Annotated in this window: 13 protein-coding genes; 7 read left to right on the forward strand and 6 right to left on the reverse strand. The window is 63.4% G+C overall.

The genetic code is table 11. The features are described 5' to 3' along the window. Positions 1 to 23: 23 nt before the first annotated feature. The 7 genes from I6F35_RS10275 (at position 24) to I6F35_RS10305 (ending at position 9,017) form a co-directional block, all read left to right on the forward strand. On the forward strand, positions 24 to 2,393 hold the full coding sequence (locus I6F35_RS10275) for a xanthine dehydrogenase family protein molybdopterin-binding subunit (protein ID WP_225117543.1): 2,370 nt from the start codon (positions 24 to 26) through the stop codon (positions 2,391 to 2,393). After that, entirely contained in the window at positions 2,390 to 3,229 is an 840-nt protein-coding gene (locus I6F35_RS10280) for an FAD binding domain-containing protein (protein WP_225117544.1), read from the forward strand. Before I6F35_RS10275 ends, I6F35_RS10280 begins: the two co-directional genes overlap by 4 nt. 1 nt (position 3,230) lies before the next feature. Continuing rightward, positions 3,231 to 4,382: a 2Fe-2S iron-sulfur cluster-binding protein gene (locus I6F35_RS10285; protein ID WP_225117545.1), complete on the forward strand. Its 1,152-nt coding sequence runs from the start codon at positions 3,231 to 3,233 to the stop codon at positions 4,380 to 4,382. Positions 4,383 to 4,722: 340 nt separating this feature from the next. Continuing rightward, on the forward strand, positions 4,723 to 5,685 hold the full coding sequence (locus tag I6F35_RS10290) for a tripartite tricarboxylate transporter substrate binding protein (protein WP_225117546.1): 963 nt from the start codon (positions 4,723 to 4,725) through the stop codon (positions 5,683 to 5,685). 16 nt (positions 5,686 to 5,701) lie between these two features. After that, entirely contained in the window at positions 5,702 to 6,172 is a 471-nt protein-coding gene (locus I6F35_RS10295; protein ID WP_225117547.1) for a (2Fe-2S)-binding protein, read from the forward strand. Further along, positions 6,169 to 8,310 (forward strand): molybdopterin cofactor-binding domain-containing protein, encoded by a 2,142-nt coding sequence (locus I6F35_RS10300; RefSeq protein ID WP_225117548.1) that lies wholly within the window; start codon positions 6,169 to 6,171, stop codon positions 8,308 to 8,310. The genes I6F35_RS10295 and I6F35_RS10300 overlap by 4 nt, the downstream gene beginning before the upstream one ends. Further along, on the forward strand, positions 8,307 to 9,017 hold the full coding sequence (locus I6F35_RS10305) for a substrate-binding domain-containing protein (protein ID WP_225117549.1): 711 nt from the start codon (positions 8,307 to 8,309) through the stop codon (positions 9,015 to 9,017). The genes I6F35_RS10300 and I6F35_RS10305 overlap by 4 nt, the downstream gene beginning before the upstream one ends. Before the next feature lie 182 nt (positions 9,018 to 9,199). On the opposite strand, the gene I6F35_RS10310 is transcribed toward I6F35_RS10305, so the two are convergent. The 6 genes from I6F35_RS10310 to I6F35_RS10335 all read right to left on the reverse strand — a co-directional run bounded on the left by I6F35_RS10310 (position 9,200) and on the right by I6F35_RS10335 (position 16,148). Beyond that, entirely contained in the window at positions 9,200 to 12,304 is a 3,105-nt protein-coding gene (locus I6F35_RS10310) for a DEAD/DEAH box helicase (protein WP_225117550.1), read from the reverse strand. A gap of 336 nt (positions 12,305 to 12,640) precedes the next feature. Beyond that, the gene (locus tag I6F35_RS10315) at positions 12,641 to 13,150 is read right to left on the reverse strand and encodes a hypothetical protein (protein WP_225117551.1); all 510 of its coding nucleotides are present in this window, start codon (positions 13,148 to 13,150) and stop codon (positions 12,641 to 12,643) included. 139 nt (positions 13,151 to 13,289) lie between these two features. Further along, the gene (locus tag I6F35_RS10320) at positions 13,290 to 13,892 is read right to left on the reverse strand and encodes a cupin domain-containing protein (RefSeq protein WP_225117552.1); all 603 of its coding nucleotides are present in this window, start codon (positions 13,890 to 13,892) and stop codon (positions 13,290 to 13,292) included. 176 nt (positions 13,893 to 14,068) lie between these two features. After that, positions 14,069 to 15,001, reverse strand: a complete 933-nt coding sequence (locus I6F35_RS10325) for an urea carboxylase-associated family protein (protein ID WP_225117553.1) — start codon at positions 14,999 to 15,001, stop codon at positions 14,069 to 14,071. Between the two features lie 2 nt (positions 15,002 to 15,003). Then, positions 15,004 to 15,162 carry a ribbon-helix-helix domain-containing protein gene (locus tag I6F35_RS10330; protein ID WP_225117554.1) on the reverse strand — a complete coding sequence of 53 codons (159 nt, stop codon included), beginning with the start codon at positions 15,160 to 15,162 and terminating at the stop codon, positions 15,004 to 15,006. Positions 15,163 to 15,176: 14 nt separating this feature from the next. Then, positions 15,177 to 16,148: a substrate-binding domain-containing protein gene (locus tag I6F35_RS10335; protein WP_225117555.1), complete on the reverse strand. Its 972-nt coding sequence runs from the start codon at positions 16,146 to 16,148 to the stop codon at positions 15,177 to 15,179. Positions 16,149 to 16,167 lie beyond the last annotated feature (19 nt).

Below are 16,167 nucleotides of genomic sequence, written 5' to 3' on the forward strand. Positions count from 1 at the left end.
GTGTCGGACCGAGCGCAGGGAGCATGACGCAGATGGCACATGGCAACGACGGCGAAGGTATAGGCGCCCGGGCGCCCCGAAAGGAAGACGCCCGGCATCTGCACGGACGCGGCCAGTTCACCGCCGACATTCGCATCCCCGGGATGCGCGAGGTTGCGTTCCTGCGCAGCCCGGTGGCGCATGCGCTCATCACCCGGCAGAGCAAGCCGCAAGGCTTTGAGGATTGCGTCTTCTTTCACGGCGATCTCGCCGGCGTCGCGCCGATCACTACCCGCTCCTCCATTCCCGGCTACAAGGTCTCCGACTATCCCGCGCTGGCGAACGGACGCGTACGCTTCGTCGGCGAAATCGTGGCAATGTGCGTCGCCGAAAACCGGGCGGCGGCGGAGGATCTGTGCGAGCTCGTCGACGTGGACTACGACGCGATCCCGGTGATCGCATCGAGCACTGCCGGCCGCCAGCGCGAGGCGACACTGCTGCATCGCGAATGGGGCGATAATCTTTTCTTAGAGACCAGTTTCGATCGCGGCATGGATGGGATCGCCCAGGCTGCGCCGGTTTGCGTCGAGCTGGAATTGTCGACCGCCCGGCAAGTCATGCATCCGATGGAAGGCAAGGGCCTGGTGGCGTGGTGGGACCATCGCGCCGGGCAGCTTGTCGTGCATACTTCCACGCAGGTGCCGCATCTGATCCGCATTGGCCTCGCCGAATGTCTCGGCATTCCGCAGGCGATCGTGCGCGTGGCCGCACCCGATGTCGGCGGCGGCTTCGGTTACAAATGCATGCTGATGCCGGAGGAGATCGCCGTGGCCTGGCTGGCGCTGACGCAGAAGCAGCCGTTCCGCTGGATCGAAGACCGCCGCGAACATCTGACCGCCGGCGCCAATGCGCGCCAGCACGAATACAGGTTGAAGGCCTATGCCGATGGACGCGGACGCCTGCTCGGTCTCGACGCCGAAGTGTCGGTCGATTGCGGCGCCTATTCGGTCTGGCCCTTCTCGGCCTGTCTCGAAGCCGCGCAGGCCGGCGGCAACCTGCCGGGCCCTTACGATCTCAAATCCTATCGCTGCAAGACCTATTCGGTCGCAACCAACAAGCCCCCTTTCGCTCCATACCGAGGCGTGGCGCGACCGGGCGTCTGTTTCGCGATCGAACTGACCATCGATGCCATCGCCAAGGCGGTTAGACGCGAGGCCTGGGAAGTGCGCATGGAAAATCTCGTCGCGGCTCCGGCGATGCCCTACACCAACATCACCAACAAGCATTACGACAGCGGGGACTACCCGGCTTCGCTTCTGGAAGTGAAGCGCATGATCGATTTCGACGCGCGCCGCAAGCTGCCTGCACGAGACGAAAAAGGCCGTTATCTAGGGATCGGTTTTGCGACCTATACCGAACAATCGGCGCACGGCACCAAGGTCTTCGCCGCCTGGGGGCTTCCGCTGGTGCCGGGTTTCGATCAAGCCCATGTGAAGCTCACGCCCGATGGAGCGCTCGAAGTCAAGGCCGGCATCCACACGATCGGGCAAGGGCTTGAGACCACGCTGGCGCAGGTCGCGCATGAAATGACGCGCGTTCCGCTGAAGGATATCCGGGTGACGCTGGGCGACACTGCGACAACCCCCTTCTCCACAGGCGCCTATGCCTCGCGCGGCATCGTGATGACCGGCGGCGCGGTGTCGCGCGCGGCAGACATTGTCGCGGGGCGCATCAAGGCCATAGCGGCGCATCTGTTGCAGGTCAAACCGGAGGATATAGCTTTCCGCGATGGTCGGATCTTTGCGGGCGCGGCGAATGTATCCTATGTGGATGTTGGCCGCGCCTGGTACATTCGTCCCGACGAATTGCCTGACAATGTCGATCGGGCCGGGCTCGAAGCGACGGCCGCCTACAAGCCGGAGGTCGACAGCGGCGTCTTTTCCTATGCAAGTCACGCCGCCTATGTCGCGGTCGATGCCAGGACCGGTCTCGTCGAAATCCTCGACTACGCCATCGTCGAGGATTGCGGGCGCATGGTGAATCCGATGATCGTGGAAGGACAAACCTTCGGCGGTGCGGCACAGGGCGTCGGAACGGCGCTATTTGAAGAGAGCCCTTACGACGACAATGGCCAGCCGCTGGCGTCCACTTTGATCGATTACCTGTTACCGGGGCCGACCGAGCTGCCGCGTTTCCGCATTCATCACATGGAAACGCTGTCACCCTATTCCGCGCACGGCATCAAGGGCGTCGGCGAAGGCGGCGCGATCGCACCGTCGGCGGCGATCGTCAATGCCATCAACGATGCGCTCTCGCCGCTGAATGCCGTACTACGTGATATCCCTGCGACGCCAGAGCGCATCCTCGCCGCCATCGCGAAAGGCGGACGCGCCAACACCAGGGATGCGGCATGAGACCGGCTGTTCTGGATTACGCGCGGGCGCGCACGCTCGACGACGCGCTCGATTGGCTTGGGTCCAGCGATGGACAAGCCAAGGTGTTCGCCGGCGGCCAGTCGCTTGGGCCCATGCTAAATCTGCGGCTCGCACGCCCGGCCAAACTCATCGATATCAGACATATCCCGCAATTGCGCGCCATCGAGGCGGACAGCCGCATATTCTCGCTCGGTGCGACGTGGACCCATGCCGAAATCGAAGACGGAATGATCGAAGACCCGACCCGCGGGCTTCTGCCTTTCGTCGCCCGCGGCATTGCCTATCGCGCAGTGCGCAACCGCGGCACGATCGGCGGCAGCCTGTCGCATGCCGATCCGGCGGCGGACTGGGTGTCCACGATGGCCGCGATCGGAGCCATCATCGAAATCCGCAGCGCCAAAGCCTCAGCTCGATCAGTCGCAGCGCACGACTTTCTGCGCGGCGCATTCACGCCGCAACTTGCGGCGGATGATATCGTGTGCGCCGTGCACATCCCGAGATTCTCCCCCGATATGCGCTGGGGTTATTACAAGGTCTGCCGCAAGACCGGCGAGTTTGCCAAGGCGATCGGCGCATGCGTCGTCGACCCGAGGCTGGATATTTGCCGCGTCGTCGCCGGTGCCCTGCATGGCCGTCCGCTGCTGCTGCCGCGCACGACCGCATCGTTGCGGCAGGACGGCCCGGACAAGGCCACCGCCCTTGTCCGTGACGAGATCGACGACATGCTCGCCACGCTCGACGTCGCACATCGGCAGCAACTCGCCGTAGCCGTGGAGCGCAGCCTGGCGCAGCTCAACGCGCCGCGGAGATCCTGACATGCCGGCGATCGATATCTCGCTTTCGGTGAATGGCCGGTTGGTGCGCACCAGCGCGGAGCCGCGCACGCAATTGCTGGAATTGCTGCGCGAAGACCTCAACCTCACCGGCGCGCATGCCGGTTGCGAACAGGGCGTCTGCGGCGCCTGCACTGTGATTGTCGACGGCAAGCCGCAGCGCTCCTGCATCAGCTATGCCGGCGACGCCGACGGCGCCTCGGTGACGACGATCGAGGGGTTCGACAGCGATCCGCTGATGGGTGAGCTGCGCGCCGCGTTCACCAGGCATCACGGCCTGCAGTGCGGCTTCTGCACGCCCGGCATGCTGATCACGGCACGTGACATCGTGGTTCGGCTTGGCGAGGTTGCGCCGGCGCGCATCCGCGAGGAACTGTCAGGCAATCTGTGCCGCTGTACCGGCTATGTCGGAATCGTCGAAGCGATCCAAGAGGTCAGCACAGGCAAACAGCCAGCGGCAACTGTCGCTCCCGCCGTAGCCAGCGCGGCCCCAACGGCCACGCCCGCGCCCGAGCTCGTGGAGCAGGCTGTCTCACCGGCCAAGAGACCTGCTTCGGCAGGTGTCGCGGCCATGCCGTCACGGCAGGGATGGACCTCGATCGAGCAGCGGCTTCAAATCGCCTCGGCACCGGCCGACGTATGGACGAAGCTCGCCGATCTGAAGCAGGTCGCGACCTGCCTGCCCGGTGCGGAGATCACGGCCATCGACGGCGATCATATCGAAGGCCGCATGCACATGGCGCTGGGGCCGATGAAGGTTGCGTTCAAGGGTGACGGCACCGTTACTCTGGATGCGACAGCACGTCAGGGCCGCATGACCGGCCGTGGACGCGACACGGGGTCTGGTTCGAGCGCCGAGGGTGAAGTCGAATGGCGTGTGTTGCCCGGCGACGGCGATTCGTCTGCTTCGAGCACGCTGGCCGTGATCCTGTCATGGCGTCTGAGCGGGCGACTGGCGCAGTTCAATCGCGCCGGGCTGGTGCAGGACGTTGTGCAGCGCCTCACATCGGACTTTACAGCCAATCTCGAGCGCTCACTCAAGGGCGAGTCGGCGCCAACGAATCAGATCCAGCCGATCAGTTTCTGGTCCCTGGCATGGGCCATCCTGAAGGCCCGCCTGGCCGGCCGGCGCTGATCATCGCGACATAGCTTCGGCAGGCCAAGCGGGCTGTCAGTCGAACTCGACTGGCTCCGATCCGGGATAGGAATACGCGACGAACTCGCAAAACGCGCGAGCGAGCGGACAAAGCTTCGCCTTGCCTTTCGAGGCAAGGCGCCTATTGCTTCGCTGGAAATCCGTTGCGCTCAATTAAGTCCCAATCCCTCTCCGATACGCTTTATATCCGCTTATTGGCGATCGTAAGCTACACCGCGATCTCTGTTTTATTCCTGCGAGCCATCCGGAGACTGTCGTCGACAGCGAGTTTGCACTGCAGCTAAACTTCTCCGCAAAGAACACTATTTTGGGGAGAGCAATGATGGGCCCAAGATTCGTGCTGGCACTGGTCGGCCTTCTGCTGGCGGGCTCCGCGTCAATTGCGCAGGACTACCCATCGCGGCCGGTCCGGATCATCGTTCCGTTCGGCGCCGGCGGACCCGCCGATGTCACCGCCCGTCAGATCGGCAACATCCTGCAGGAGAATTTTGGCCAGCCCTTTGTGGTCGAAAACCGCACCGGCGCCGGGGGCGTGATCGGCACGCAGGAGGCCGTCATGGCCTCGCCCGATGGCTACACGCTGTTGATGATGTCGAACACGCAGACCGCCAACGAATCGCTGGTGCCGCAGCGCAAATATGAGCTGATGCGCGATCTTGTCCCGATCGCGCCGGTCAACTACTCCGACCTCGTGATCGTTGTGCACCCTTCCGTGCCCGCGAAGACGCTGCAGGAATTCACCGCGCTTGCCAAAGCCCGGCCGGGACAATTGAACTACGCCTCCTCCGGCCAGGGCACGCCGTACCACATGGCGGGCGAACTGTTCAAAGCGATGGCCGGGATCGACATCATGCATGTGCCCTACCGCAACTCCGGCGAGGCGCGAAGCGGTGTGATCGGGGGGCAGGTGCAGATGATGATCGACGCCGTGCCCGCGATGTCGCCCAATGTCAGGGAAAACCAGGTGCGGGCGCTGGCAACGACCGGCCAGGCGCGCTCAGCCGTGTTGCCTGATGTACCGACCGTGATCGAGGCCGGCATTTCCAGCTACGAGGCAACGATCTGGCTCGGATTGATGGCGCCCGTGGGAACGCCAAAGCGCGTCATCGATAAGCTCAATGCCGCGGTGAACGCGGCCGTGAAGCGGCCCGATGTCGTAAGACTCTGGGGAGCGCAGGGGGCGGTGCCGATGTCGATGTCGCCGGAAGAATTCGACAAATTTTTGCGCCGGGATATTGTGAAATGGGCCGACGTGGTCAAGAAGTTCGAGAAGACGCAATAGTGCACCTGAGCTGATCATGCCGCATGTTCGATTTCGCCTCAACGGCGTCGAGATGAATATAGACGCCGATCTCGATCGTTCGCTGCTGGACATCCTGCGTGGCCGGTTCGGCATGACCGGGCCGCATTTCGGCTGTGGCGCCGGAGAGTGCGGCGCCTGCAATGTCATTGTTGGCGATCGCGCCATGAGTTCCTGCGATATGCCGCTGTGGTCGGTGGCAGATAAGGACATCACAACGCTGGAGGGATTGGGGAGCGCCAATGCACCGCATCCGCTGCAGCGCGCTTTCATCGCGGAACAGGCGCTGCAATGCGGCTACTGCGTTTCGGGCATTCTCATGAGCGCCGCCGCATTGTTAAAGCGGAATCCAGCACCTTCCAGGGACGAGGTGAAGGAGGCATTGGACCGCAACCTCTGCCGCTGCGGGGCGCATAACCGGATGGTACGGGCGGTGCTGCGCGCAGCAGCGGAAATGGCGGCGCCATGAGCCGGCCAGCGCCCTCCCCGTCTGCAGCAACGCTGCCGGTCAGCCTTGCGGCCAATCCAAGATTATCGTCATGGCTGGAATTCTCCGCCGAAGGACGGGTGACCGTCCGGCCGGGGAAGGTGGAAATCGGACAAGGCATCGTTACTGCGCTCGCGCAAATTGCCGCCGATGAACTTGACGTCGATATGGCGCGGATCCAGATGGTCGGCGCTTCGACCGCGGCAAGCCCGAACGAAGGCGTCACCTCCGGCAGTCTTTCGATCCAGCAATCGGGCCGTGCGCTGCGATACGTCTGCGCGGAAGTGCGACAACTGTTTCTTGAGGCCGCCGCCGATCGCCTCGGTGTCGAGAGGACTTCCCTCTCGGTTGAGGACGGCACCATCTCTGGTCCCGGCAATGTCAGGACGAGCTACTGGGAACTCGCCGGCGATGTCGCGCTCGAGCGAGACGCGACACCGGGCATCGTGCCGAAACCGGCAACCGAGCGCCGGCTGGCGGGCGATTCCGTTCACAGGATCGATATTCCCGACAAGGTCTTTGCGCGGCCACGGTTCATCCAGGACGTGAGCCTGCCGGCCATGCTGCACGGCCGCGTGCTGCGGCCGGAAAACTCGTGTGCGAGGCTGATCGAGCTGAACGAAGATGGTGCGCGCGCCGTCGCAGGCCTGGTTGCGATCGTGCGCGACGGCAGTTTCGCCGGGGTCTTCAGCGAAACGGAGAACGGCGCGGAGGCTGCACTCAAAGCGCTGCGCAAAGGTGCGACATGGTCGGAGGGCGAGATATTGCCTGACGAGAACGACCTGGCCGCGTTCCTGAAGAGCCAACCGCTGGAATCGACTGTGATCAGCACGAAGCCGACTTCGACGGGAGGCGACGGCAAGCGCACGATCCGGCGGCAATATACCCGACCCTATATTGCCCACGCTTCCATCGGGCCATCTTGCGCGATGGCGCAATGGAGTGGCGACAAGGTCCATGTCTGGACTCACAGCCAGGGGGTCTATCTTCTGCGCACGGACCTCGCGCTGCTGCTCAAGCTGCCGGCCGAGAGCATCACGGTCGAGCATCTCGAAGGCTCCGGCTGCTATGGCCACAACGCGGCTGATGACGTCGCCCTCGATGCCGTCTTGTTGGCGAAGGCTGCCGGCGGCCGGCCAGTACGGGTGCTATGGTCGCGGGCTGACGAGATGTCGCATGCACCGTTCGGTGCGGCCATGGCAATCGAGATTGCAGCCGATCTCGATGCTGGGGGTGAGGTCCTCCACTGGCATCATCAGATCTGGAGCAACGGCCATGCGGCACGACCGGGGCGCGCGGCGCAGCCGGCGCTGCTTGCCGCGTCCGAATTGGCTAATCCGTTCCCGCGGATGATTTCGACCAATCCGCCGCAGGCCAGCGGTGGCGGCGCCGATCGCAATGCCGTTCCGCTGTATGATTTCCCGTCATGGCAGATCGAGAGTCACCGTCTGCTGACGATGCCGGTGCGCACGTCGGCGCTGCGCACGCTGGGCGCCCAGGGTAACGTGTTCGCCATCGAATCCTTTCTCGACGAGATCGCCGCCGAGCGCGGCGAGGATCCGCTCGCGTTCCGGCTGCGCCTCTTGAGCGACGACCGCGCCAGAGACGTCATCCGCGCCGCGGCTGAACGCGCCAAATGGAAGCCACCGCAGCAATCCGGCATCGGCCATGGCATCGGCTTTGCCCGCTACAAGAATATGGGCGCGTACTGCGCTGCCGTGGCCGAAGTCGAGATCGACAAGGACATTCGCGTCAGGAAGCTGACTCTTGCAGTCGATGTCGGGGAGGCGATCAATCCTGATGGAGTCATCAACCAGATTGAGGGCGGCGCCATCCAGGCTACGAGCTGGGTGCTGAAGGAGCGCGTCCGCTTCGACCGGCAACGCATCACCAGCACCACATGGTCGGACTACCCGATCCTGCGCTTCCGCGAGGTGCCGGAGGTCGAGGTCGAACTCATCCAGCGCCCGGAATTGGACCCCGTTGGTGCAGGCGAAGCTGCACACGGTCCCGTAACCGCAGCGATCGCCAATGCGGTCTTCGATTGTCTCGGCGTGCGGATACGCGATCTCCCGATCACGCGCGAGCGGTTGATCGCCGCGATGGAATCGGCACCATGAACAAGTTGCACGTTTTGAGCGGCGGGGCGGCGCAGGGACTCGTCAAGACACTTGCACCCACCTTCACGGCGGCTACGGGCCTGCGCATCGACGGCGAATTTGGCGCGGTCGGAGTCATGGCGGAAAAGCTGCGCAATGGCGCCGCTGCCGATACCATCATCCTGACCTCGGCACTCGTCGCAACACTTGCGGCGGAGAAGCTGGTCTCCTCGACCTCCATCAGGGATATCGGCCTGGTCGAGACCGCGCTTGCGGTCCGCGCTGGCGATCCGCCGGTCGCGGCAAGGGATGCAGCAAGCCTTCGCGAGGCGTTGCGGGCAGCGGACGCGATCTTCGTCCCGGACACCAAGGCATCGACCGCGGGAATTCACGTCGCGAAAGTCCTGCGGCAGCTCGGCATTGCCAGGGAAGTGGAGCAACGCTTGCGCATCTTTCCGAACGGCGCGACCGCCATGCGTCACCTCGCCGAATCGGAGGCGCGGCGGCCGATCGGTTGCACGCAGTCGACCGAGATCATCGCGACCAATGGAGTCGCGTTGTCCGGCGCCTTACCTCCAGGGTGCGCTCTGGCGACCCAGTACACTGCCGCCATCACGACGCGCACGTCGGCCGCGCCTGCGGCAGAACGGCTGATCGATCTCCTGACGGCGACCGAGACCGAAGAAGCAAGAAGCCGCGCAGGCTTCGTTCCTTCGCGATCCGTATAGGCGCAATCGAGCGGCCGTATCGGAAATCGAGCGATACCTCGACTATCGGCGCTGCAAATGCGTGCCGTCATCCACGCTCGCCTCAGCGAACACCCAGCCCATGGTCGAGGGGATCACGACCGCGCGCGTGATCTGCCACTCGCTGGCGCCGAGCAGCCGTGCGGCGTGACAATATCATCACGTCACTCGTCCAGAAGATCGAGGAACTCTTCCGCCTTGCCAAGCGGGCCGATGCGGCGCTCACTGGTGTAGACGACCCGATCGCCGACGCGTTGCAACGATCGCGCCCTCGACTTTCGCAACCGGCCCGGCAGGAATGTCGCGGCGACCGCCTCCTGACCGACATCAAATCTCACGATGCCGCGCCGTCTGCACTCGATTCTCAGCCTTGCGGCGGCAAAGAAATCGCGGGCTTCCGGCGGCAGCTTGCCGAAGCGTCGCTGAGTTTCCTCCTCCAGATCATACAGTTCGTCCTCACTTCGACACCTGGCCGCACGAGCATAGATTTCCAGCCGGACCGGCTCCGATTGCACGAAGCTTGGCGGCAACATATCCGCTTCCGGAAGATTGAGGTCAGGCACCCACAGGTCGGAGGCAGTGTCGCCGGTTTTCTCCGAGGCCAATTTCAGAAGGTGGCTGTAGAGCACGGGTCCGAAGACCTGCACATGGCCCGACTGCCGCTCCGAAAGCAGATCCCCTGCTCCTCTGAGGTCCAGATCTCGAGCACTGATCGCAAAGCCCGAACCTGGCCTGTTGAACTCCTCCAGAACAGCCAGCCGCTTCCCGGATCGCTCCGAGTCCGAATCCGTCAACAGATACGCAAATGCGCGTATGCCGCTGCGTCCTACCCTGCCCCTCAGTTGATGGAGTTGCGCGAGACCGAACCGCTCGGGCCAGCAGACCACGATCGTGTTCGCGCGCGGGATATCGAGACCGCTTTCCACGATATTGGTCGCCAGCAGAACGTCTGCGCGGCCTTCGACGAAACACATCATCCGGTCGTCGATTTCGTCGGCAGGCAACTTGCCATGGAGACAGACGATGCGCAGATCCGGAGCCATCGCTTGCACGCGCGCCAGCATCGGATCGAGATCCTGAATACGCGGGCAAATCAGGAAGCTCTGCCCGTGACGTCGCTGCTCACGCGACAAGGCCGCGACGATGGCGGCGTCCGACAGCGGAGCGATCCTTGTCACGACGGGAAGGCGATGCACGGGCGGAGATGCAATGACACTGAGATCCCTGAAGCCCGCGAGACCGGCCGCAAGCGTCCGCGGTATCGGCGTCGCGCTCATCCAGAGGGCATGGACACCCTTGGTCAGCTCTGAAAGCTTCGCCTTCTCCGCTGCGCCGAAATGCTGCTCCTCGTCGATGACAACCAGACCAAGGTCGGAAAACTTCACGTCCTTCGAGCCGAGAGCCTGCGTTCCGACCACGACCTTCAGCCTTCCACTCTTCAGCCCTTCCTTTGTCTGCCGTGTCTCCGGCGCCGATGTGGCCCGCGACAGGCTTCCCACCTCAATGCCGAACGGAGCAAACCGTTTGCGAAACGTCGCGACATGCTGCCTTGCCAGGACAGTTGTCGGCGCCGCGATTGCCACCTGTCTCTTCGACAGTACGACTGCGGCCGCCGCTCGCAAAGCCACCTCGGTCTTGCCGAATCCGACGTCGCCGCAGATGACCCGGTCCATGGGGTGCCCAGATGCGAGATCATCGAGGACATCACGAATGGCTTTCGCCTGGTCGACCGTTGCAAAATAGGGGAAACGAGCGACGAACCTCTCGTAAGCCGGGCCTGGCGGTACGACTTTTGCCGCCTTCCGCCGGCGACGCTGACTGATATGCTTGGCGAGCTGCTTTCCGGCGTTTTGAATTTCCTGCTCCGCCTCGGTGCGCCGGGCCCACCATGTACTTCCGTCGGCCTTGTCCAGCGTCAGGTCGCCGAGCTCCGATGCGTAGGGCCAGATCAGGGTCAGATCGGCGGGCGGAACAAGAACGGCGTCATCTCCTGCGAATATGAGCCGGATCATTTCGCGCGACGACACGCCCCCCGTCGCCACCGTCTGCAACCCATCAAGCAAGGCCAGTCCTCGCTGCAGATGAACGACCACGGTGCCCGGCTCCGGCACATCTGCGCGGTCGAAGGCGGCATTCCAGGCCCTGGCCATTGGCTGCGGATGATGGGCCCTGCTGCCGAGCACATCGGAAGCCGTCACAACGACCAAGGGCTTCCGGCCAGCCTCGACAAATCCCGCATCGAAGTCGGCCAGAATCGCCGCTTCGCGGTTGCGTCCGGCCCTCGCCTCGTTCCAGTTCGAAAAGCGCTCAGCCTTGACCCCACTCATCCGCTCCATGGCGCGCAGATCTTCCTCCTGCGCGGCCACGAACATCAGGCGCGAACCGGCTCGTCGCTTCTCCTCGACGAATGCTCGCAGCGCCGTTCTAGGTGAAGCGACCTTCGAAAAATCCGGTGTGGGAATGAAAGCCGCCTTGCGGGCCAGCACCTTCATGCGTTTGGTCACCTGCTTCCATTCGCGCCTCCCGAGGTATTCGCGCTCCCTGTCGACGCGACTGGCCGCCTCCTCGATCGTGCTCAACCAGCTCTCGGCGTGCGTCGGGATCATGGCATCGGCGATCCATTTGGCCCGGCCACAATAGTCGATGATGGTCGCGCGCTTTGCCCGCTTGCTCCCGAACGCAAGGCGCTCCGACATCGGATCGATGACGAGTTCCCTCGTATCGAAGACCACCTCGTGCTCTGTCGGGTTGAAGGACGAAATCCGCCGTATCACCTTGCCCGCATGTTCCACGCGGAACGGACCGAGTGCGCCGGCGGGAAAGATCTCGAAAGTGCTCCCGTGGAACAGCGCGCTGCCAGGATACTCCGCCTCGTCATCGAGGTCGTATCCGAGAGCCTCAAGCCGCGACCGAAGGTCCTGTTCGGAGAATGCGGCGCCCAGCTTCAGATGGAGACTTGAACGAGACCAGGCGGCCGGCGGCGGCAGGCGCTCCATCACGGCCTCCGCTGTGGACACGAGCAGGATTGGCTTCTCGCGCCTCGCAAGCCGCCGCAAGACCGAGCTCCGCCGGCCGGCGATTTCGTGTGATGGCTCCAACTGATCGAATGGCAACGTGTTCAGCCGCGGAAAAACAAGCACCTCGCACGAGGGGTCGAGATCATGAATGACCGCCCCAAGCCGCTCGGCCCTGTTCTCGTCCTCGGCAAGAAAGACAATGCCGAGGCGGCCGGACTTTCTCCATTGCGCGAGCAGATGGAGAGCCATCATGCCGAGCGGGGACGCGGAGGAGATCGTAGTCCGCGTAGGGGTCTTCCGCTTCTTTACGCGGCTCTCCGCACGCGCTTTGCTCGAACGGCCCACTTTGATCCTGTTGTTGGTTCGCAATCCGCATAGGCCGATGGCGAGGAGTTTCAATATTGCCGGCCCGAATTGCCGGCAGCGTTGCCCAGGGCCGCCCGCATACCCGACTTTCGTCGCGGGCGCACATCTACGATATCGCCGGCCGTTCGCTGGCTTCAGCGGCAGGTTCTGAGAGCTCCGACAGGCCGCGAACGCACGCGCGCTCTGCCCGACGCCGAAGTCTCCCGCGAATCGATTCGCGTCCTACGAACCAAAACCGGCGTGACGATTCTTTGAGGACTCGTTCAGGAGGCCGGCGAGCCTGAGACCTTCTAGAATGCCTTCGAGCCGCTGTTCCCGAATCAACGCGGCCAGCATTGAAACTGCGTCCTGTTGATGAACCGTGAAGTCAACGTCAGGCGATCGCTGAGACAAGATATCGATCAGTTTCGGCACATCAACCTCATGATGGCGCAAAACCGCGACTGTTTCCTCCGCGAGATAGTCAGCGATATCTCCCTTGGCCGGCGGATCAAACTCGAACTCGGCTTCCGCGCGCTCCCTGATCGATTGCCGTATCTGCTCACTTTGCTGCTTTGCCGCGATCGAGAGCAGGAACACAGCATCCGCGAGCTTCTCCCGCGGCGTACTTCTCAACTCGGCAATCCGAGCCTGGATGTCCCTGCCGGAACTCTTATTGCGCTCGTGCCCTTGCTGTGCCTGCCGCGCATCGGCTGCGCGCGATCCGCTCTTCCGCCTTCGAAACATCACCATGCTCCCGACGGACGATATATCGCGGCGAACTGGTTGAGTGAAAGCGCAAAATTGCGGGCTGCTCGGCCATGAGCCACGCAGGGCCGAATCAGCGGTTCCTGGCCGCTGCCAATTTCGCCTGTGGTTGCGCTGCCCCGATTCAAAAGCTCGGCGGCGTGTTGACCCAGAGCACGCGCGCGAGGCGCCGGCCATTGTTGATGTAGGAGTGCGGCCGCTCGGAGCGGAAGTAGAAGCTGTCGCCTTCGCGCAACTGATAGCGGCGGTTGTCGACCGTCAGTTCGATGGTGCCATCGAGCACATAGCCGAATTCCTCGCCTTCGTGCTGCAGCGTGCCGCGGCTCCCGCCGCCTGGCTCGATGTCGTTGATGTAGCCGGACAGAAGATTGCCGCGGCCGGTCGGAATCAGCGCTTCCAGCCGGGTGCCCCTGCCCCGTCCGAGCTCACCCGTCTCGATCGTCGGGCGGCGGCCGCGGCGGAGGACGACATTGTCGGCCCCTTCTTCGTCGTCCTGGAACAGACCGGAGACGGGAATCCCCAGCGCCAACGCAATCCGATGCATCGTGTTGATCGAAGGATTGGCGGTGCCATTCTCGACCCGCGACAGCATCGATTCGGAGCATCCCGCAAGCTCGGCGAGCGCCTTCAGGGTCAGCCCCTTGAGCAGCCGCCTGTGCTTCATCTTCAGGCCGACCCGAATCTCGGGATTGTCGACCGTTACCTTCTTCTTGGCCACCGGGCCCATCTACCTGCCGATCCACGCATTGCACCGGAAGCCGCCCCCGACGGGTGACTACCGTGGATTGTTTCGTTAGCCACACTATACGCCGCCAGGCAATCACCCCTCATGCGCAAGATCACGTCATGCGGCCAGTTTTGCAACGATTTTCGAAAGCGATCGGGGGAGCTCCGTGCCCTCAGCTAGGGCGACGCATGCTTAGGCCCCCGCATGAAGCGCGCAATCCACCAGGCGAAGAACACGTAGCGGAGCACCTCGGCGTCGGCGTTGCCGTACTTGCCCGTGGCTTTCAGCTCTCCAACCCACGCCATCTCGGCGGGTGACAGTTTGACCTCGAGCTCGGACACGGTCAACGGGACGTTGACGAATTCCGGCTGATAGGACGGATCGCGATAGAGCTCGCGGTCGGCCTTGATGCTCTTCACCTTGAAGTCGGCAGGGCTACGCTGATTCCTGAGCTTGGGAAATTCGGGGATGCCCTTCCAATCCTCGTCTGTTCCTTCGAAGACAGCCAGCTTCAGCGGCTTCAGTTCGAAGTCGCTGGTCTTCATCACGTCAGCGCCGCAGACGTTGGGCACGGCAAGGACGTCCATCAGCGCCAGCAGCTCGACGTAGTCGCCTTCCCGCGCGGTATTCTCGGCGATGAAGGGATGGCCGCCGGCGTTCACGCCGGTATGCATGAAGAAGTTGAAGGAGTCGTGCACGTCGTCTGGCGTCAACCCATACTCCCGCTGCGCCTCGGCCTGGATATCGTGACAGTTGGTATGGACCGGCAGTCCATATTGGTGCTCGAACAGGAACCCGCTGCAGCGCGGATAGAGGATATCGTTGGTGCCGACGGTGTCCTCGATGATCGCCATCATCGGCCGTTCGCGCGGCGGTGCCGACCACAGGAAGGCTCCCTTGGTCGGATGCAGCCCATGCAGGTGCCGGGTCCGACCGGTGTGGAAGAACTCCTTGTAGTCGTGGAGATTGAAGCAGTTGAAGTCCGCGCATTGGTGGCCGACGGTCTGCTCGATCCGGAGCACCTGGCCACGGCGCAATTCCAGCGCCTTGCCGGTGCCCGGCTCGATCGTGATCTCCTGAAGCACTTTTCTTTGCGAGGATGCCGCCATGCTTACTCTCCTGCCGGCGCTGTCGTCGCGCGAGACTGGACGAACTCTCTCAGGGCCCGGCGGATCAGATCCGCCCGATCCGAGCCTTCGCCCGCCTTGACGCTGTTGTCGATCAGTTCGAGCTGTTGCTGGTTCAGCCGCAACCTAACTGGCGTCGTCATGCTGGGATCCTCGCTCACGGCGTCCAGCCCTTCGGCGCCTGCATGCCGGTTTTGTCGATCGAGTTCAGGTTAGCGGCGGTCACCGGGATCAGCGGCACCTCATCCTTCTTCTTCTCGAGCGTCTTGCCCTTGACCAGGGCATCCATCAAGTCGACGGCGGAGCGGCCGATCTTCACCGGCTGCTGGGCAACGACATAGTCGGCGCAGCCCGCCCGCATCATCTCTTCCGCGGCTTCGCCCAGCACCGCGAACAGCACCTTCACCTTGCCGCACTTCTGCACGCCCTGCACCGCCCGGGCCGCACCGACCCCGTAAGTGTCGTCGGCCCCGTACAGCACGTCCACGCTCGGAAAGCGCTGCAGGAAGTCGTTGGCCAGCGATAGCGCAACGGCCGGATCTTGCTCGCTGGTCTGCTCGGCCACGATCTTGATGTTGCCGCCGGCGAGGTCCTCCTTGAAGCAGCGCAGCCGGTCCGACGCCCAGAACGCACCGGCCGGGCCTGCCAGCACAGCAATCGTGCCGCCATTCGGCAGCAGCGTCTTCGCGCCTTTGGCCAGTTCATGGCCGATACTGCAATGGCTGGAGGATACGGCCGCATCCGGCTCCACGTCGCTCGCGACGATCGGGCTGCCGGCGCCGATGACGAAGATCTTGCCGGCCTTCGCCTCGCGGACCACGCCGTTGAATGAGGCAGGATTGGCCGGGTCGATCAGGATCGCCCGCACCTTCTGCACTGCGAGATTCGAGAACTGGCTCACCTGCTTGTCGACATTGGCGTAGCCGCCGGCGTCCTGGATCACGACGTCATAGCCGCGCTTCTTGGCTTCATCGGAAATGCCGTACAGCACGGGCGTGAACCACGGGCCTTTGACGTTCGGCATCGAGACGCCGATCTTGTCGGCGGCATGCGCCGCGCCCGCGCCAACGATCGAGACCGCTATCACGCCGGCAAGGCCGACGTTGCGCAGCAAATAATTCCCCATCATGACTTTCTCCATGTTTTAA

Origin of the sequence: Bradyrhizobium sp. BRP22, assembly GCF_020194175.1 — a bacterium.
GTDB lineage: Bacteria > Pseudomonadota > Alphaproteobacteria > Rhizobiales > Xanthobacteraceae > Bradyrhizobium.